The organism is Pseudomonas lactucae (genome assembly GCF_016937615.1).
GTDB classification, from domain to species: domain Bacteria; phylum Pseudomonadota; class Gammaproteobacteria; order Pseudomonadales; family Pseudomonadaceae; genus Aquipseudomonas; species Aquipseudomonas lactucae.
Window position 1 is genome coordinate 18,102 of record NZ_JAFHKI010000133.1, and the last position, 19,324, is coordinate 37,425.

Here is a 19,324-nt window from a genome sequence, read left to right on the forward strand (position 1 = left end):
AATAATTCACAAGGAGAACGAATGTGACTGCGCTAAACCTGATTCCAGGCCAACTGAGCCTTGCCCAACTGCGTGCCATCTACCAGCAGCCGGTAACCCTCAACCTGGATGACAGTGCCTCGGCCCAGATTGAAGCCAGCGTGGCCTGCGTGGAGCAGATTCTCGCCGAGAACCGCACCGCCTATGGCATCAACACCGGTTTCGGGCTGCTGGCCTCGACCCGCATCGCCAGCGAAGACCTGGAAAACCTGCAGCGTTCCCTGGTGCTGTCCCATGCCGCCGGCGTCGGTGAGCCGATCAGCGATGCGCTGGTGCGGCTGGTCATGGTGCTCAAGGTCAACAGCCTCAGCCGTGGTTTCTCCGGGATTCGTCGGCAGGTGATCGATGCGTTGATCGCGCTGATCAATGCCGAGGTGTATCCGCATATTCCGTTGAAAGGTTCCGTTGGCGCTTCCGGCGACCTGGCGCCGTTGGCCCACATGTCCCTGGTACTGCTCGGCGAAGGCAAGGCGCGCTACAAAGGTGAATGGCTGGAGGCGAGCGATGCGCTGAAAGTCGCCGGCCTTACACCGCTGACCCTGGCCGCCAAGGAAGGCCTGGCGTTGCTCAACGGTACCCAGGTGTCCACGGCCTATGCCCTGCGTGGCCTGTTCGAAGGCGAAGACCTGTTCGCCGGCGCCCTGGCCTGTGGCGGCCTCACCGTGGAAGCGGTGCTGGGTTCGCGCTCGCCGTTCGACGCGCGCATTCACGCCGCTCGTGGCCAGCGTGGGCAGATCGATTCGGCTGCCGCCTACCGCGACCTGCTCGGCGACAGCAGCCAGGTTTCGCAGTCGCACCAGAACTGCGACAAGGTGCAAGACCCGTACTCTCTGCGTTGCCAGCCACAAGTAATGGGCGCGTGCCTGACCCAGTTCCGCCAGGCGGCCGAGGTGCTGGTGGTCGAAGCCAACGCCGTATCGGATAACCCGCTGGTCTTCGCCGCCGAAGGCGATGTGATCTCCGGCGGCAACTTCCACGCCGAACCGGTGGCCATGGCCGCCGACAACATGGCGCTGGCCATCGCTGAAATCGGTTCGCTCAGTGAGCGCCGCATCTCGCTGATGATGGACAAACACATGTCGCAACTGCCGCCGTTTCTGGTCGGCAATGGCGGCGTGAACTCCGGTTTCATGATCGCTCAGGTCACCGCCGCCGCGCTGGCCAGCGAAAACAAGGCGTTGGCGCATCCCCATAGCGTCGACAGCCTGCCGACCTCGGCCAACCAGGAAGACCACGTGTCCATGGCTCCGGCTGCGGGCAAGCGTCTGTGGGAAATGGCCGAGAACACCCGTGGGATTCTGGCGGTGGAATGGCTGGCCGCCTGCCAGGGCCTGGACCTGCGCGAAGGCCTGAAGACCTCGCCGAAACTGGAAAAGGCCCGTGGCCTTCTGCGCGACAAAGTGGCGTTCTACGACAAGGACCGCTTCTTCGCCCCGGACATCATCGCCGCCAGCGAACTGCTCGCCAGCCGCTGCCTGAATGAGCTGGTGCCGGCGAAGTTGTTGCCGAGTCTGTAAGGCTGTTTGAGATTGGATGCTCTTGTGGCGAGGGAGCTTGCTCCCGCTCGAGTGCGAAGCGCTCGCACGGTTTTGGCGCTGCTGCGCAGCCCAGTGGGAGCAAGCTCCCTCGCCACGAAAAGCCCACCTGCCTCAGGGCTTCGTTTTTTCTCAGGATAAAAATAATAGGGACGAGAAATGCACCAGCAGGAAAAAGGTTTGAAACGCGGGCTGACCGCCCGACATATTCGCTTCATGGCACTCGGTTCCGCGATCGGCACCGGGCTGTTCTACGGTTCCGCCTCGGCCATCCAGATGGCCGGCCCCGCCGTGTTGCTGGCCTACCTGATCGGCGGCGCCGCGGTGTTCATGGTGATGCGCGCCCTCGGCGAGATGGCCGTGCATAACCCGGTGGCCGGTTCCTTCGGCCATTACGCCAGCACCTACCTGGGCCCGATGGCCGGGTTTATCCTCGGGTGGACCTACGCCTTTGAAATGATCATCGTCTGCCTCGCTGACGTCACCGCGTTCGGTATCTACATGGGCTTCTGGTTTCCCGAGGTCGCGCGCTGGGTCTGGGTGCTCGGTATTGTGTTCCTGATCGGCGGCCTGAACCTGTGCAACGTCAAAGTGTTTGGCGAAATGGAGTTCTGGCTGTCGCTGCTCAAGGTCGGCGCGATTGTCGCGATGATTCTCGGCGGTTTCGGCATCATGCTGTTCGGCATCCATTCGGCCGGTGAAACCCAGGCCAGTGGCCTGAGTAACCTGTGGGCCCATGGCGGCTTCATGCCCAACGGTATCGGTGGCCTGATCGCCTCGTTTGCGGTGGTGATGTTCGCGTTCGGCGGCATTGAAATCATCGGCATCACCGCCGGTGAAGCCAAGGACCCACAGCGCGTGCTCCCCAAGGCGATCAATGCGGTGCCGCTGCGCATCCTGCTGTTCTATGTGCTGACCCTGTTTGTGTTGATGGCCATCTACCCGTGGCCGCAGATCGGCAGCCAAGGCAGCCCGTTCGTGCAGATATTCAGCAACCTCGGCATTGGTTCGGCCGCCACTATCCTGAATATCGTGGTGATCTCGGCGGCGGTGTCGGCCATCAACAGCGACATCTTCGGTGCCGGCCGCATGATGTACGGCCTGGCGCAGCAAGGGCAGGCGCCCAAAGGGTTTGCGCAACTGTCCAAACAAGGCGTGCCGTGGATGACCGTGCTGGTGATGGGCGCCGCGTTGCTCGGCGGCGTGGTGCTCAACTACCTGATTCCGGAAAACGTGTTCCTGCTGATCGCCTCGATTGCCACTTTCGCCACCGTGTGGGTGTGGCTGATGATCCTGTTCACCCAGGTCGCGATGCGTCGCTCCATGACCCGCGAGCAGGTAGCCGAGCTTAAATTCCCGGTGCCGTTCTGGCCTTACGCGCCCGCGGCGGCCATCGTGTTCATGCTGTTTGTGTTTGGTGTGCTGGGCTACTTCCCGGACACCCAGGCAGCCTTGCTGGTCGGCGCCGTGTGGATCGGGCTGCTGGTCGTTGCCTACCTGCTGTGGGTCAAACCCGCCGCCGGGCAAGCCGCCAGGGTCCAATACGAACCGGCTGTGTCTCATCGATAACTTAGGGAGGCGTTGATGAAAACGCTTTGGCAGCACTGCCACATTGCAACCATGGCCAACGGTAATTACTCGATCATCGAGGATGCCGCCATGGTCACCGCCGGTGTGCTCATCGAGTGGATCGGCCCGCGCAGCGAAGTACCGACGGCGGACTACGCCCAGGTGCAGAACCTGCAAGGCGCGTGGGTCACCCCCGGGCTGATCGACTGCCACACGCACACGGTGTTCGGTGGCAATCGCAGCGGCGAATTCGAACAACGCCTTCAGGGTGTGAGCTACGCCGAGATCGCCGCCCAGGGCGGCGGTATTGCCAGCACCGTGCGCGCCACCCGCGCCGCGACCGAAGATGAACTGTTTGCCAGTGCTGAAAGGCGCCTGCGCAGTCTGTTGCGCGACGGTGTGACCACGGTGGAAATCAAATCCGGCTACGGCCTGGACCTGGCCAACGAACGCAAGATGCTGCGCGTGGCCCGTCGCCTGGGTGAAGCGCTGCCGGTCAGCGTGCGCGCCACCTGCCTGGCGGCCCATGCGTTGCCGCCGGAGTACAAGGACCGTGCCGACGATTACATCGAGCACATCTGCACCGAAATGCTGCCGGCGCTGGCGGCCGAAGGGCTGGTGGATGCGGTGGACGCGTTCTGCGAATACCTGGCGTTTTCCACCGAGCAGGTGGAGCGTGTGTTCAAGGTCGCCCAGCAACTCGACCTGCCGGTGAAGCTGCACGCCGAGCAACTGTCGTCGTTGCACGGCTCCAGCCTGGCGGCACGCTACCAGGCGTTGTCGGCTGACCACCTGGAGTTCATGACCGAAGAAGACGCCATCGCCATGGCTGCCTCGGGCACCGTCGCGGTACTGCTGCCGGGTGCGTTCTACTTCCTGCGCGAGACCCAATTGCCGCCGATGGACGCGCTGCGCAAACACGGCGTGAAGATCGCCATTGCCAGCGACCTCAACCCCGGCACCTCGCCAGCACTGTCGGTGCGCCTGATGTTGAACATGGCCTGCACCCTGTTCCGCATGACCCCGGAAGAAGCCCTGGCCGGCGCCACGCAACATGCGGCCAACGCCCTGGGCATGGGCGCCACCCATGGTTCGCTGGAAGTGGGCAAGGTCGCCGATTTTGTCGCCTGGCAGATCGATCGCCCCGCCGACCTGGCTTACTGGCTGGGCGGTGAGTTGGATAAACGCGTCGTGCGCCATGGCGTCGACGTCACTGTTTAAAGGAGTACCGTTGTGGATAAGGTTCTGAACTTCAAACAAGGTCGTGTGCCGCTGCTGATCAGCATGCCCCATGCCGGGCTGCGCCTCACGCCTGTGGTCGAGGCCGGGTTGATTCCCGAGGCACAAAGCCTGCCGGATACCGACTGGCACATTCCGACGCTGTATGACTTTGCCGAGGAACTGGGTGCCAGCACCCTCTCGGCGGAGTACTCGCGGTTTGTCATCGACTTGAACCGACCCTCCGATAACAAGCCGCTCTATGCCGGCGCCACCACCGGTCTGTATCCGGAGACGTTGTTCGATGGCGTCCCGCTGTTTCGCCAAGGCCAGGTGCCGTCCGAAGAGGAGCGCGTCACCTACCTGCAAAAAATCTGGGGCCCGTATCACCGGCAGTTGCAAGAGGAACTCGCGCGTATCAAGGCCGAGTTCGGTTACGCATTGTTATTCGATGCCCACTCGATCCGCTCGGTGATCCCGCACCTGTTCGACGGCAAACTACCGGACTTCAACCTCGGCACCTTCAACGGCGCCGCCTGCGATCCAGAGCTGGCCGGCCAACTGGAGGCCGTCTGCGCCCAGCATCCGCGGTACACCCATGTACTCAATGGGCGCTTCAAGGGCGGTCATATCACCCGGCACTACGGCAACCCGGCGCAGGATATTCATGCGGTGCAGCTGGAGTTGTGCCAGAGCACGTATATGGAAGAGGTTGAACCGTTCAGGTATCGACCTGACCTGGCCGAACCGACACAAGTGGTGCTCAAGCGATTGCTGGAAGGCTTGTTGGCCTGGGGACAAATGCACTACCGGTAATTTTCGGCGTTGCCGCTATAACTTCGCGGGCAAGCCCGCTCCCACACTTGACGGCGTTCGGTCATGAGAATGCGGTCAACGTGCGGGCGCAAGCTTACTGGATTGCCCGCATGGCGAACTGCTGACACAGGTCCAAGCGCTCAAGGGCATGCTCATTGCACCATTCGGGTTTATAGTGCCAGACGGCAGAATAAAAGACGTCCCCCCAGGGATGAACCCGACCCCCTACGGAGCGCGCAATGCAGACTTGGTACCCGCAGATCAAACCCTACGCCCGGCACGATCTGGCTGTCGATGACATCCATACGCTGTACGTCGATGAAAGTGGCTCCCCCGAAGGCTTGCCCGTCGTCTTCATCCATGGTGGCCCCGGTTCAGGTTGCGACGCGCAGAGCCGTTGCTACTTCGATCCTAACCTCTATCACATCGTCACCTTCGACCAGCGCGGTTGCGGTCGCTCCACGCCCCGCGCGAGCCTGGAGAACAACACCACCTGGGACCTGGTCGCCGACCTTGAGCGCATCCGCGAACACCTGGGTATCGACAAATGGGTGCTGTTTGGTGGCTCCTGGGGCTCCACCCTGGCCCTGGCCTACGCGCAGACCCACCCCGAGCGTGTGCTGGGGTTGATCGTGCGCGGCATTTTCCTGGCGCGCCCGCAGGATATCGAATGGTTCTACCAGGCCGGCGCCAGCCGCCTGTTCCCGGATTACTGGCAGGATTACCTCGCGCCGATCCCCGCGGACGAGCGCCACGACATGATCGCGGCCTACCACAAGCGCCTCACCGGCAACGACCAGATCGCCCAGATGCACGCCGCCAAGGCCTGGTCCGGCTGGGAAGGTCGCATGCTGGGCCTGTGCCCGAGCCCGCAGCACGTGGAGCGGTTTTCCGAGCCGCAACGCGCCTTGTCCATTGCACGGATCGAGTGCCATTACTTCACCAACAACTCCTTCCTGGAACCCAACCAACTGATCCGCGACATGCACAAGATCGCTCACCTGCCTGGCGTAATCATCCATGGCCGCTACGATATGATCTGTACGCTGGATAATGCCTGGGAGCTGCACCAAGCCTGGCCGAACAGCGAGCTGCAGGTCATCCGCGAAGCGGGCCATGCGGCGTCCGAGCCCGGCATCACCGATGCATTGGTGCGCGCGACCGGTGAGATGGCACGGCGCCTGCTTGATTTGCCGCCTGAAGAAGCATGAAGGGCCTGTTGCAACGGGTGCGTGGCGCCCGGGTCGAGGTGGCGGGTGAAGTCGTCGGCTCGATTGACCAGGGTTTGCTGGTGCTGGTAGCGGTCGAGCCTTCAGATACGCCGCAAAGCGCCGATAAGTTGCTGCACAAGTTGCTCAACTATCGGGTTTTCAGTGACGACGAGGGCAAGATGAACCTGTCGCTCAAGGACATTGGCGGCGGTTTGCTGCTGGTGTCGCAGTTCACCCTGGCGGCGGATACCCGGAGCGGGCTGCGGCCGAGCTTCTCGACAGCGGCCCCGCCGGTCCTGGGAGCGGCGCTTTTTGACCACCTGTTGTTACAAGCGCAACAATTACATGGCAAGGTGGCTTCGGGGCGTTTTGGCGCCGATATGCAGGTGCATTTGGTCAATGATGGCCCTGTGACCTTTCTGTTGCAGACGTGAATGTATTAAAAACGACTTTTAATGCCTAAAAACGCAGGTTTTCGCTACAAATACTTCGTTGCCCCTGATGCGTTGTCTCGCGGGCTACTAGATAATCGCGCGCTACGGGGATCAGCGTTGTTTGGTCCATTTTTGATTTAGGTAGAGACTTGTCCGATATCTATTGGGGAATCATTTTGACCCAGGGGAGTCGGAACAATGCTCGCCAACCTGGCATATAGATAGCTGGCCGTTGGTTTTTTGATCTGTTTTCGGCGAGGGTTGCTCGTGATTGTTAGTCCCTGTAATGCACCAAAATTGTCTGCCAAACGGTTACGAAACGCACTGGTAACGGGCTCTGCCCTGTTTTGCCTGTTCGGCGCGGGTCAACTGTGGGCATTCAGTCTGGACGATGTGTCGGCCAAGGCAAAAGAGCTGGCCGGGCAGAAGTACGAAGCTCCGCGCAGCAATCTGCCGAACGAATTCCGTGAAATGAAATTCGCGGACTACCAGAAGATTCGTTTCCGCAACGAAAAAGCCGAGTGGGCCGACCAGAACACCCCGTTCAAGCTGTCCTTCTATCACCAGGGTATGCACTTCGATACACCGGTGAAAATCAACGAAGTCACGGCTGACAGCGTTCAGGAAATCAAATACGACCCGTCGCGTTTCGATTTCGGCGACGTCAAGTTCGATCCCAAGGCCACCGAACAGCTCGGTTATGCCGGTTTCCGTGTGCTGTACCCGATCAACAAGGGTGACAAGCAAGACGAAATCATGACCATGCTCGGCGCCAGCTATTTCCGCGTCGTCGGCAAGGACCAGGTGTATGGCCTGTCCGCCCGTGGCATGGCGATCGATACCGCGCTGCCGTCAGGCGAAGAATTCCCGCGTTTCACCGAATTCTGGATCGAGCGTCCGAAGCCGGGTGACAAGCACCTGGTGATCTTCGCCTTGCTCGACTCCCCACGTGCGACCGGCGCCTATCGCCTGATCCTGCGTCCGGGCACCGACACGGTGGTCGACGTGAAATCCCAGATGTTCCTGCGCGACAAGGTCAGCAAGCTGGGCGTGGCCCCGTTGACCAGCATGTTCCTGTTCGGCGCGAACCAGCCGTCCAAGGTGCTCAACTACCGTCGCGAACTGCACGACTCCAGCGGTCTGTCGATCCATGCCGGCAACGGCGAGTGGATCTGGCGCCCGCTGAACAATCCCAAACACCTGTCGGTCAGCAACTTCAGCGTAGAAAACCCGCGCGGTTTCGGCCTGCTGCAACGCGGTCGCAACTTCAGCCACTACGAAGACCTGGACGACAACTACGACAAGCGCCCAAGCGCCTGGATCGAGCCTGAAGGCGACTGGGGCAAGGGTTCCGTCGACCTGGTCGAGATCCCGACCGCCGATGAAACCAACGACAACATCGTTGCCTTCTGGAGCCCGGAAAAACTGCCGGAAGTCGGCCAGCCCCTGGACGTGGCCTACCGCCTGCACTGGACCCTGGACGACGCCGCGTTCCACTCGCCGGACAGCGCATGGGTCAAACAGACCCTGCGTTCCACCGGTGATGTGAAGCAATCCAACCTGATCCGTCAGCCCGATGGCAGCGTTGCGTACCTGGTGGACTTCGAAGGTCCTTCCCTGAAGAGACTGCTGCCGGACGCCCCGGTGCGCAGCCAGGTGAGCGTGGGTGACAACGCTGAGCTGGTCGAAAACAGCGTGCGTTACAACGAGCACACCAAAGGCTGGCGCCTGACCCTGCGCATGAAGATCAAGGACGCAGGCAAGCCGACCGAGATGCGTGCGGCGCTGGTGCAGGACATTCCTCAGGCCGAGCCTGAGCATGTGTCCACCCAGGTGCTCAAGGCCGACAAGGTCCTGGCCAAGCAGCACGAGAAACAGGCCAAGAAAGACGCGAAAGACAAGGAAGCCAAGCAGCCAGAAGCTGCCCCAGCCACACCGGAGCCGATCAAGACCGAGCAAGTCCTGACCGAAACCTGGAGCTATCAGTTGCCTGCCGATGAGTAATTCTCAAGCCCGGCCAGAGACTCTGTCCGAGTACCTGGCGCACCTACCGATGACCGCTGAGCAGCGTGCCGAACTGGCAGGCTGCGCATCCTTCACCGAGTTGCACGAGCGGTTGTCGTCGACGACCTTCGACGCGCCCATCGACGCCGCCCAGGCGTCGGTTGGCCGTCGGTTGACCCTCAACACGGCCGAAGAGCTGCAAGACGCCGAAATGCTCGCGCTCGACGCCAGCGGCCGCGTGTGCCTCAAGGCCACGCCGCCGATCCGGCGGACCCGCGTGGTACCGGAGCCGTGGCGCACCAATATCCTGGTGCGCGGCTGGCGCCGTATCACCGGGCGCAGCAACCCGCCGACACCGCCCAAGGATGAACGTGTATTGCCGGCCGCGCGCTGGCGTACCGTGGGTTCGATCCGTCGTTACATCCTGCTGGTGCTGATGCTCGGCCAGACCATCGTGGCCGGCTGGTACATGAAAGGCATCATGCCGTATCAGGGCTGGTCGCTGGTCGACTTCGACGAGATCCGCAACCAGACCCTGCTGCAAACCGCCACCCAGGTACTGCCTTACGCGCTGCAGACCAGCATCCTGATCATGTTCGGGATCTTATTCTGCTGGGTGTCGGCGGGTTTCTGGACGGCACTGATGGGCTTTCTGGAACTGCTGACCGGTCACGACAAATACCGCATCTCCGGTAAAAGTGCCGGCGACGAGCCGATTCCGCAAAACGCCCGCACCGCGCTGGTGATGCCTATCTGCAACGAAGACGTGCCGCGTGTGTTCGCCGGTCTGCGCGCGACGTTCGAGTCGGTGGCCGCCACCGGTGACCTGGACCGTTTCGACTTCTTCGTGCTCAGCGACAGTAACGACGCCGACATTTGCGTGGCCGAGCAGCAAGCCTGGCTCGACGTGTGCCGCGAGGCCGGTGGTTTCGGCAAGATCTTCTACCGTCGCCGTCGCCGCCGCGTCAAACGCAAGAGCGGCAACCTCGACGACTTCTGCCGTCGTTGGGGTGGTGACTACAAGTACATGGTCGTTCTCGACGCAGACTCCGTGATGAGCGGCGAATGCTTGACCAGTCTGGTGCGCTTGATGGAAGCCACGCCGGATGCCGGGATTATCCAGACCGCGCCGCGTGCGTCGGGCATGGACACCCTGTATGCGCGCATGCAGCAGTTCGCCACGCGTGTTTACGGCCCGCTGTTCACCGCCGGCCTGCACTTCTGGCAACTGGGTGAATCCCACTATTGGGGTCACAACGCAATCATCCGCATGAAGCCATTCATCGAGCACTGCGCCCTGGCGCCGTTGCCAGGCAAAGGCGCGTTCGCAGGCTCCATCCTGTCCCACGACTTCGTTGAAGCAGCGCTGATGCGCCGTGCCGGCTGGGGCGTGTGGATTGCCTACGACCTGCCGGGTAGCTACGAAGAGCTGCCGCCGAACCTGCTGGACGAACTCAAGCGTGACCGTCGCTGGTGCCACGGTAACCTGATGAACTTCCGCCTGTTTCTGGTCAAGGGTATGCACCCGGTACACCGCGCGGTGTTCCTGACCGGCGTGATGTCCTACCTGTCGGCGCCGTTGTGGTTTCTGTTCCTGGTGTTGTCCACCGCGTTGTTGGCGGTGAACACGCTGATGGAGCCGCAGTACTTCATGGCCCCGCGCCAGTTGTACCCGCTGTGGCCGCAATGGCACCCGGACAAGGCGGTGGCGCTGTTCTCCACCACCATCGTGTTGCTGTTCCTGCCTAAACTGCTGAGCATCATCCTGATCTGGGCCAAGGGCGCGAAAGAGTTCGGCGGCAAGTTCAAGGTGACGATGTCGATGCTGCTGGAGATGCTGTTTTCCATGCTGCTGGCGCCGGTGCGGATGATCTTCCACACCCGTTTCGTGCTCGCCGCGTTCCTCGGCTGGGCCGCGACCTGGAACTCACCCAAGCGTGACGACGACTCGACCACCTGGGGCGAAGCGTTCAAGCGTCATGGTACGCAGACCTTGCTGGGCTTCCTGTGGGCCCTGCTGGTGGTGTGGTTGAACCCCAGCTTCCTGTGGTGGTTGGTGCCGATCGTCGGTTCGCTGATGCTGTCGATCCCGGTTTCGGTAATCTCCAGCCGCGTGAACCTGGGCCTCAAGTCCCGCGACGAGAGCCTGTTTCTCATCCCCGAGGAATACAACCCGCCGCAAGCGCTGCAGTCGACCGAGAAGTACACCCACGAAAACCGCTGGCACGCCCTGCACGACGGGTTCGTGCGTTCGGTGGTCGACCCGCAGCAGAACGCCCTGGCCTGTGCCCTGGCGACCTCGCGTCACCGTGAAGCGGAGCCGATCGAGTACCTGCGTACCGAACGCGTGCGTCATGCGTTGAAGGTTGGCCCGACCGGCCTCAACAACGCCGAACGCGTCGCCTTGCTCAGTGATCCGGTGGCCCTGGGCCGCCTGCACGAGCAGGTCTGGAGCGAAGGGCATGCCGAGTGGCTGGCCGCCTGGCGTGACTCGATCAAGTCCGACCCGCACGCGCCATTGCTGCCGCTGCAACCGCTGTCGTCCCAGGCCCAACCGGCCTGATTCAGACACCCCCGAGGGCTCGCCTCGGGGGGTGTTTCAAGCGCTGGTCCTACAGCGTTTTTCGCTTCTTCCCCTCTCTTCCAACCCCTTGTTATTTCGACACAAAATACCCTCGTTCGAGGCGTATTGGCGTGCCCGCGAGTGGGTTAGGATCGCCCCCCGAATTTGTCTCGGGCACAGGGGGGATGCATGTTCAAGAGGTATTGTCTGGCAGTGCTGGTCGGTGTTGTCGGATTGATTCAACACAGCCTGGCCCATGCCGGTGCGATTGATGATGCGGTACGGCGCGGCGTGCTCAAAGTCGGCACCACGCCCACCTATGTACCTTTCGAAATGACGGATAAACAAGGGCGCATCGTCGGCTTTGAGGTCGACTTGCTGGCGAGCATGAGCCAGGCGCTGGGCGTAAAGCTTGAACTGGTCCCGGTGCCCTACACGGAGCTGCTGCCCGGCTTGATGGCGAAAAAATTCGACTTGATCGGCAGCGGCATGACCGTCACCCAGGAGCGCAACCTGAAGCTGAACTTCAGCGACTCTTTCATTGTGGTGGGCCAGACCGTGCTGCTGCACCCCAGCCTGCTTGGCAAGGTTTCCAGCGTGGAAGACCTCGACGATGCCGGCTACCGCATCGCTGTCACCGAAGGCACGACCGGCGAGGCGGTGGCGCGGCGGATGCTCGGCGCGGCGCGGCTGCTGAGCTTTGCCACACCGGAAGAAGGTGTGCGCCAAGTGGTGCAGGGTCAGGCTGATGCGTTTATTTACGACGCGCCCTACAACCTGATCGCCCTGAGCCGGCCGGAGAACAGCGAACTGCTGGCGCTGGAGCAGCCGTTCACCTTCGAACCCCTGGCATTTGGCGTGAAAAAAGGCGATTTCGACAGCCTCAACTGGATCAACCATTTCCTCAGTCAGATCGCCCAGGACGGCACCTATGATCGCCTGCACGACAAGTGGTTCCGGGACACCGCCTGGCTGGCGGAAATCGACTGAAAGTCATAACTGCTTACACATCAATCCTTTGCAACTGCGTTCCGCGCACGCGTCTATCCCTGTGCTTGTGCGCAATGCTGTAGGGTTTTTCTGACATATCCCGACAACAATTACCCCTGAAACCTTTGTGACAGGCAGCGAGTGGGTTAGGATCGCACCCCGAAATGGTGCAGCCCTTTTGCGCGCCGACCTTATAAGAATGGTTCAGGGGACTTGATGATGAAAAAGTATCTTTCGATGCTGCTGCTCGGCGTCACCGCGCTGGTTGCGGCCACTGCGGCCCAGGCCGGCGCCATCGATGATGCGGTCAAGCGCGGCACGTTGAAAGTCGGCATGGACCCGACCTACATGCCGTTCGAAATGACCGACAAACGCGGCGACATCATCGGCTTCGAAGTCGACATCCTCAAGGCCATGGCCAAGTCCATGGGCGTCAAGCTGGAACTGGTGTCCACCGGTTACGACGGCATCATCCCGGCCTTCCTCACCGGCAAGTTCGACATGATCGGCAGCGGCATGACCCTGACCCAGGAGCGCAACCTGCGCCTGAACTTCAGCGAACCCTTCATTGTGGTCGGCCAGACCCTGCTGATCCGCAAGGAACTGGAAGGCACCATCAAGTCCTACAAAGACCTGAACGACGAAAAATACCGCCTGACCTCCAAGCTCGGCACCACCGGTGAGATGGTCGCCAAGAAGCTGATCGCCAAAGCCAAGTACCACGGCTACGACAACGAGCAGGAAGGCGTGCTGGACGTGGTCAACGGCAAGGCCGATGCCTTTGTGTATGACGCACCCTACAACCTAGTGGCCGAGAAGAAAGTCGGCAACGGCAAGCTGGTGTTCCTCGACGAGCCCTTCACCTTTGAACCATTGGCGTTCGGCCTGAAGAAGGGTGACTACGACAGCATCAACTTCATCAACAACTTCCTGCACCAGATCAAGAACGACGGCACCTACGATCGCATCCATGACAAGTGGTTCAAGAGCTCCGAGTGGCTCAAGGACATGGAATAAGTTCGACGAAGTACCGAGTCGCGCCCTTCGCGAGCAAGCCCGCTCCCACATGTGACCGAGTTCCAACATGAGAATGAGGTCAAAATGTGGGAGGGGGCTTGCCCCCGATGACGGCCTGCCAGGCGACACATAACCCGGAACCTGAAATGAAACAGAAAAAAGCCCAATGGCCCTGGCACCTGCTGACCGTGGTCGTGCTGGTCGGCCTGGCGGGCGCCTTGTACTACGCCACGTCGCTGATGTCCTACGAATGGCGCTGGAACCGTGTGCCGCAATACTTCGCCTATCAGGCCGAAGACGCCCAGCGGGCAGCGGATATATCTACTGTCATCGAGCTGGTGCGCAAAGGCGACGTGGCCGAAGTGACCCTGCGCAATGACGCAGGCGCCGAGCAAAAGGTGACGGTCGCCGACAACAGCCTGAAAGTCGCGCGTGGCGATGATGTGGCCGAAGGCGATGTCATCGGTGTCAATCGTCATTGGGCGTTGGGCCCGCTGATGTGGGGCTTGTGGACCACGCTATGGCTGTCGGCGGTGTCGGGCATCCTCGGCCTGGCGATCGGCCTGGCCACGGGGCTGTGCCGGCTGTCCAGCAACCCGACCTTGCGCGATCTGTCGACGATCTACGTCGAACTGGTGCGCGGCACACCGTTGCTGGTGCAGATCTTCATTTTCTATTTCTTTATCGGCACCGTGCTCAACCTGTCCCGGGAATTTGCCGGGATCGCGGCGTTGTCGCTGTTCACGGGGGCGTATGTGGCGGAAATCGTCCGCGCCGGCGTGCAGTCGATCACCCGTGGCCAGAACGAAGCCGCACGCTCCCTGGGCCTGAGTGCCGGCCAGTCGATGCGCCATGTGGTGCTGCCACAAGCGTTCAAGCGCGTACTGCCGCCGTTGGCCGGGCAATTTATCAGCCTGGTGAAGGACACCTCGCTGGTGTCGGTGATCGCGATTACCGAACTGCTCAAGAGCGGTCGCGAAGTGATCACCACCTCGTTTTCGCCGTTTGAAATCCTGTTCTGCGTCGCAGGCCTGTACCTGTTGATCAACCTGCCGCTGTCGAAAATGGCCAGCCGGCTTGAGCGGAGGCTCGCGCAAAGTGATTGAAGTCCGCGATCTGGTAAAAGTCTTCGACACCCGTGGCCAGGTGGTGCGCGCGGTGGACCATGTGACCACCCAGGTGGCCAAGGGCGAGGTGCTGGTGGTGATCGGCCCGTCCGGTTCGGGCAAGTCCACCTTCCTGCGCTGTCTCAATGGCCTGGAAGTATTCGACTCGGGCTCGGTGAGCATCGACGGTCTGCAACTGGCTGATCCGAAGACCGATGTGAACGCCTATCGCCGCGAAGTCGGCATGGTGTTCCAGCATTTCAACCTGTTCCCGCACATGACCGTGCTGGACAACCTGTGCCTGGCGCAAAAGGTCGTGCGCAAGCGCGGCAAGCCGGAGCGCGAAGCCAAGGCCCTGGCACTGCTGGAGAAGGTCGGCATTGCGCAGAAGGCCAACGAGTTTCCCTCGCGGCTGTCCGGCGGCCAGCAACAGCGGGTCGCGATTGCCCGGGCACTGGCGATGGAGCCCAAGGTGATGCTGTTCGACGAGCCCACCTCGGCGCTCGACCCGGAAATGGTCGGCGAAGTGCTGGATGTGATGAAGACCCTGGCCCTGGAAGGCATGACCATGGTCTGCGTCACCCACGAAATGGGTTTTGCCCGCGAAGTGGCTGACCGGGTGCTGTTCTTCGACCACGGCAAACTGCTGGAAGACGCGGCCCCCGCCGAGTTCTTCGATGCGCCGAAGGACCCGCGCGCCCAGGCGTTTCTTCGTCAGGTCCTGTAAAAACTGCTGAATGGTTCATGGGGTGTAAGCCTCAGAACCTGAACTTGCCGACCAGCGCCTGTAGATCCAGGCTCAAGCGCTCCAGCTGAACACTCGCGGCCGCCGTTTCCTCACTGGCGGCGGCGGTTTGTTCGCAGACATCGCGCACCTTCAACACACTGCGATTGATCTCTTCGGCCACCGCGCTTTGTTCTTCGGCGGCCGCGGCGATTTGCGGGTTCATGTCCTGGATGATCGAGACGGTGCGCGCAATCGCCGCCAAGGCATCGCCCGCGTCGCGGGTCAGGTCCACGCTGACGTCGGTGAGCGCGCAACTGCCGTCCAGAATTTCCGCGACCTGCTGCGTGCCGTTGTTGAGGCCGCTGATCAACCCTTCAATCTCCTCGGCCGATTCCTGCGTGCGCTGGGCCAGGCTGCGCACTTCATCGGCCACCACGGCAAACCCTTCGCCGGCGCTGCCCGCGCGCGCGCTTCGATGGCGGCGTTGAGCGCCAGCAGGTTGGTTTGCTGGGACACCGACTTGATCACTTCCAGCACGCCGCCGATTTTTTCGCTTTCGCGCTGCAACGCCAGCATTGCCTGACTGGAGCGCGCCATTTCATGAGCCAGGTGGCCGATGTGTTCAACGGCTTGTGTCACCACCTGATCCCCGCAATTGGCTTGCTGACCGGCCTCTGCCGCCGCGACGCAAGACTGTTCGGCGTGCCGCGCCACCGTCTGGGCGGTGGCGAGCATTTCATTCATCGCCGTGGCGACCTGATCGGTTTCTTGCTGCTGGTGCCTGGCCCCCGTGCGGGTCTGTTCGGTCACGGCCGACAACTGGGTGGCGGCGCTGGCGATCTGCCGGGCGCTTTCGCCGATGCCGCTGATCAGCGTGCGCAGATGACGGGTCATGTCGCCAATGCTGTGCTGCAACAAGCCCAGTTCGTCACGGCGCCGGGTCTGGATGTCGTGGCTCAGGTCGCCCTGGGCGATGCGGTTGGCGGCTGCCAGGGCCTGGCGCAGTGGCACGGTGATTTGCCGCGTGATCCACCCGGCGGCCAGGGCGCCGAGTACCAGCGCCCCCAGGGTCACGCTGACCAGCAGGGTGCGGGTCTGGCTGGCTTCGCGGTCACGTTGGGTGATTTGCGCCTGGCTTAACAGGTCGCTGTGCTCCAGGAGCTGATCGAGTTGCTGTTCGAACCGATTCTGCACGGCCTCCGTATTGAGTTGCGCCTCCTTGAGTGTGATCGACTGCTCGCGATAATTGACCAGGTCACTGTCGAACCGGTCCGCATTCACCGGCAGGCGCATCACCGGCGACTGGGCAACGGCCAGTGCATCGAGCGCGGTGCTCACCCCTTCGGCATAGGCCTGCAGTGTGTCGGCGGCCCAGGCGGGGTTCTGGGTGCGATTGTCGACCTGTGCTATCGCCTGGCGCAGGTTTTCGATGGCATCGAGGGCGTGCTGGTCGTTCTGGTCTGGCAAGTCGCTGGCCAGTTGCGCCAGGGTGTCGCTGGCCTGCAGGGCCAGTTGTTGCAGGAGACGGCGGGCGGTCTCGCGATTTTCGATCAAGGCCGGCAACTGGGCGAGCGCCTCCCGAAAGCCTGCCACCAGCTGTGTGGCTTCCTCAAGGCGGCGCCGGTCGGCGGGTGCGTTCATTCGGGTTGAAAGGTCGGCCAGGTGCCGTTCGATTTTTTCGATCTGCAGGGTGATTTTGCCGCGACTGCCGGGGTCCGTCAGGGTGCGATACACGATGCGATCGGCGCGCATGGCCTCGGCGTCGGCGGACAGTTGGCCCAACGTCGTCAGGTTGCTCGAGCGCGAAAGCACCGCATTCAGGGCTTGCCAGCCGGTCATGGCGATGATGAGGCTGAGGATCAATACTTGGCCAAAGCCCAGGGCGAGCTTGACGCGGATGCTGGCATTGATCAGTGGACGGGTCAGTTGAGGAAACATGATGAACCTCCGAATCCGAATAGCGCTGTAAACCAACGCTAAATCGATTCGGAGTGACGGCGGGCTGATAACTACGTAGGAAATTTCATAAGTTGCTGCCGTACGACGGCCGTGCCTGGCCGTCGCTTAGGGCGGGTCAGATTCGGAAGCGTCCGACCAGGGTCTGCAAATAGTTGCCCAGGCGCGCCAATTCGGCGCTGGAGGCGGCGGTTTCTTCGCTGGCGGCGGAGGTCTGTTCCGACACGTCGCGCACGTTCAGCACGCTGCGGTTGATCTCTTCGGCCACGGCGCTTTGCTGTTCGGCGGCGGTGGCAATCTGCGAGTTCATCGCCTGGATGGTCGATACCGTGCGGGTGATGTTCTCCAGGGCGCTGCCGGCGCGACGGGTCAGCTCGACGCTGCTGTCGGTGAGGCCGCGACTGTTGTCCATGATGGTCGCCACCTGCTGGGTGCCGCTCTGCAGACCGACGATCAGTTCCGCGATCTCTTCGGTGGACTTCTGGGTGCGCTGCGCCAGGCTGCGCACTTCATCGGCCACCACCGCGAAACCACGCCCGGCTTCACCGGCGCGGGCTGCTTCAATGGCTGCATTGAGCGCCAGCAGGTTGGTTTGCTGGGCCACGGATTTGATCACGTCGAGCACGCTACCGATCTTGTCGCTTTCGCGCTTGAGGTCGCCCATGGCCGCGGTGGAATTGCCCACTTCGGTAGCCAGGCGTTCGATCTGGGCGATGGCTTCGCCGACCACTTTGTCGCCTTCACGGGCCTGTTGGTCAGCGGCCACGGCTGCCTCGGACGCTTCCTCGGCGTTGCGCGCCACTTCCTGTACGGTGGCGGCCATCTCGTTCATCGCGGTGGCCACCTGGTCGGTCTCGACCTTCTGGCTGTTGACCCCGGCGCTGGTCTGCTCGGTCACGGCCGACAATTGCTCGGCGGCGCTGGCGATCTGGGTGACGCCTTCGCTGATGCCACCGATCAGCTCGCGCAGGCCCAGGGTCATGCTTTGCATGGCCCGTTGCAGTTGGCCCAGTTCGTCCTGGCGCAAGGACGTCAGGTTGTGGCTCAGGTCGCCCGAGGCGACGCGCTCGGCCACTTGCAGGGTCTGGTTCAGCGGGATGATGATCTGGCGGGTAATCGCCCAGGCGGCCACCAGGCCGAAGATCAGCGCCAGGATGGTGGCGATCAGCAACAGTTGTCTTGCGTGCGCGGCGTCGGTATCGCGCACTACCGTTTGTGACGCGGTGAGCTTTTCGCTGCGGTCCAACAGGATGTCGCCCTGGACGCTCATGATTTTCAGGGCGGCGGTACTCGCCACCTGGGAGTCGCGATACTGGCTGACGGCTGCGCGGTAGGCTTGCAGCGAAACGCCGGCCTGTTGCAGGTTGGACGAAAACTGCTCAGGCAGTTGGCCGGTCAGTTCGGCGATTTTCTTCAAGGCGTTGTCGATGGCGTCCAGTGCGGGCTGTTCAGCCTCGACTTTGCCGCTGTAGGTGTAGCCGCGCACCTGGAAGCGCGCCTGCTGGATCAGTTTGCTCAGGCTGACGATGCTGTTGAACTGGCTGACGCTGTCGCCCTGCAACAGGTTTTTTTCCACTTCGCCGACCTTGAGTACCGCATTGTCGGCGGTGTCGCCCAGTTTGCTGCGGGCGTTTTCGCGGTTGGCTCCGGCCTGGACCATGGCGTCGAATGCACGCTTGTATTGGTCGACAGCGGCGAGTTGGTCATCGATCAAGGCGATGTCAGCGGGTTGCTCGATCAGCGTGCGCGCGTTTTTCAGGCCGCTTTCCAGCTGGCCGAGGAAGCCATTGACCGCCGTCGGGCCCTGTTCGCCGCGACGCATCTCGAAGTCCAGGCGCGCGATGCGCAGGTCCTTGGTCAGGTCATTGAGGCTGGCGATATAACCCAGCTTGTCGCCACGGCTGATCACGCCGGAGAGCCCGGTCCAGCCGGTGAACGTCGTCATCAACGTCAACAGCAGTACCAGGCCAAAGCCTACGCCCAGCTTGGTCTTGACGCTGACATTACCCAGCTTTTCGGCTAACGCACGGTACATGTTGCAACTCCCCTGGAGCACGGCTTGGACTTATTGCAGGGGTTATCGGCATGAGCGCAGGATTCTATAGCCACAAAGGTCAAGTGTGGGAGGGAGCAAGTCGA

13 protein-coding genes and 1 pseudogene are annotated in these 19,324 nt (G+C 61.9%); 12 read left to right on the forward strand and 2 right to left on the reverse strand.

Annotated features, from left to right (window positions below; translation table 11 throughout):
• The first annotated feature begins 23 nt into the window (after window positions 1-23).
• The 12 genes from hutH (at window position 24) to JWR98_RS22700 (ending at window position 15,229) form a co-directional block, all read left to right on the forward strand.
• The gene (hutH, locus tag JWR98_RS22645; RefSeq protein WP_205491241.1) at window positions 24-1,556 is read left to right on the forward strand and encodes a histidine ammonia-lyase; all 1,533 of its coding nucleotides are present in this window, start codon (window positions 24-26) and stop codon (window positions 1,554-1,556) included.
• Between the two features lie 177 nt (window positions 1,557-1,733).
• The gene (locus tag JWR98_RS22650; protein WP_205491242.1) at window positions 1,734-3,143 is read left to right on the forward strand and encodes an amino acid permease; all 1,410 of its coding nucleotides are present in this window, start codon (window positions 1,734-1,736) and stop codon (window positions 3,141-3,143) included.
• Window positions 3,144-3,158: 15 nt separating this feature from the next.
• Window positions 3,159-4,364, forward strand: coding sequence for an imidazolonepropionase (hutI, locus tag JWR98_RS22655; RefSeq protein WP_078731185.1), 1,206 nt, complete (start codon window positions 3,159-3,161; stop codon window positions 4,362-4,364).
• 12 nt (window positions 4,365-4,376) lie between these two features.
• A complete protein-coding gene (hutG, locus tag JWR98_RS22660) occupies window positions 4,377-5,177 on the forward strand; it encodes an N-formylglutamate deformylase (RefSeq protein WP_078731186.1) in 801 nt (266 codons plus the stop codon).
• Between the two features lie 239 nt (window positions 5,178-5,416).
• Window positions 5,417-6,388 carry a prolyl aminopeptidase gene (gene pip / locus JWR98_RS22665; protein WP_078731187.1) on the forward strand — a complete coding sequence of 324 codons (972 nt, stop codon included), beginning with the start codon at window positions 5,417-5,419 and terminating at the stop codon, window positions 6,386-6,388.
• Window positions 6,385-6,822: a D-aminoacyl-tRNA deacylase gene (gene dtd / locus JWR98_RS22670; protein WP_078731188.1), complete on the forward strand. Its 438-nt coding sequence runs from the start codon at window positions 6,385-6,387 to the stop codon at window positions 6,820-6,822. The genes pip and dtd overlap by 4 nt, the downstream gene beginning before the upstream one ends.
• A gap of 324 nt (window positions 6,823-7,146) precedes the next feature.
• Window positions 7,147-8,826, forward strand: coding sequence for a glucan biosynthesis protein G (locus JWR98_RS22675; protein ID WP_179119876.1), 1,680 nt, complete (start codon window positions 7,147-7,149; stop codon window positions 8,824-8,826).
• Window positions 8,819-11,389 carry a glucans biosynthesis glucosyltransferase MdoH gene (gene mdoH, locus JWR98_RS22680; RefSeq protein WP_205491244.1) on the forward strand — a complete coding sequence of 857 codons (2,571 nt, stop codon included), beginning with the start codon at window positions 8,819-8,821 and terminating at the stop codon, window positions 11,387-11,389. The genes JWR98_RS22675 and mdoH overlap by 8 nt, the downstream gene beginning before the upstream one ends.
• 189 nt (window positions 11,390-11,578) lie before the next feature.
• A complete protein-coding gene (locus JWR98_RS22685) occupies window positions 11,579-12,379 on the forward strand; it encodes a transporter substrate-binding domain-containing protein (protein WP_078731190.1) in 801 nt (266 codons plus the stop codon).
• Between the two features lie 219 nt (window positions 12,380-12,598).
• Window positions 12,599-13,396, forward strand: coding sequence for a transporter substrate-binding domain-containing protein (locus tag JWR98_RS22690; RefSeq protein WP_205491246.1), 798 nt, complete (start codon window positions 12,599-12,601; stop codon window positions 13,394-13,396).
• 146 nt (window positions 13,397-13,542) lie between these two features.
• Window positions 13,543-14,502, forward strand: coding sequence for an amino acid ABC transporter permease (locus JWR98_RS22695; RefSeq protein WP_078822959.1), 960 nt, complete (start codon window positions 13,543-13,545; stop codon window positions 14,500-14,502).
• Entirely contained in the window at window positions 14,495-15,229 is a 735-nt protein-coding gene (locus JWR98_RS22700) for an amino acid ABC transporter ATP-binding protein (protein ID WP_078731193.1), read from the forward strand. The genes JWR98_RS22695 and JWR98_RS22700 overlap by 8 nt, the downstream gene beginning before the upstream one ends.
• Window positions 15,230-15,260: 31 nt before the next feature.
• On the opposite strand, the pseudogene JWR98_RS22705 reads toward JWR98_RS22700, so the two are convergent.
• Window positions 15,261-17,167, reverse strand: a pseudogene (locus JWR98_RS22705) (HAMP domain-containing methyl-accepting chemotaxis protein).
• A 136-nt stretch (window positions 17,168-17,303) separates the two neighbouring features.
• Entirely contained in the window at window positions 17,304-19,220 is a 1,917-nt protein-coding gene (locus JWR98_RS22710) for a methyl-accepting chemotaxis protein (protein WP_078731195.1), read from the reverse strand.
• Window positions 19,221-19,324: the final 104 nt, after the last annotated feature.